This window comes from Furfurilactobacillus entadae, from assembly GCF_045862745.1.
Classification (GTDB): domain Bacteria; phylum Bacillota; class Bacilli; order Lactobacillales; family Lactobacillaceae; genus Furfurilactobacillus; species Furfurilactobacillus entadae.
The window spans coordinates 1-339 of sequence record NZ_BQXN01000071.1; the positions used below are offsets into that span (position 1 = coordinate 1).

1 pseudogene is annotated in these 339 nt (G+C 48.7%); it reads left to right on the plus strand.

Annotation, left to right across the window (positions count from 1 at the left end):
• Positions 1-217: pseudogene (locus ACKTR5_RS11800) on the plus strand (oxidoreductase); the annotation flags it as partial.
• Positions 218-339: the final 122 nt, after the last annotated feature.

A 339-nucleotide genomic window follows, 5' to 3' on the forward strand; every position in this document is an offset into this window, starting at 1 on the left:
AACAAACATCCGAACAACAACATTGTATCCGGCGGCCATCAATACGGAATTATTAAACACGATTACGGATGAAGGTACCCGAGCTGGCATGGACCAACTGTATGATGCGGTGGGCATCTCACCGGACGCCATTGCACGGGTCGTGAACTTTGCGATTGAGCAACCGGATGATGTCAATGTTAATGAGTTTACGATCTACCCAACTAAACAAGCTTAGAGAGCGAAATAAGGGGCGATTAGGCACCCTCAGGTAATGTAAAGCGGCGGTTTATGGACTGAACTTTGTCCATGAACCGCCGCTTTACGTTAGATGAGACGAGGCCTGCGCCTTATTTCGCG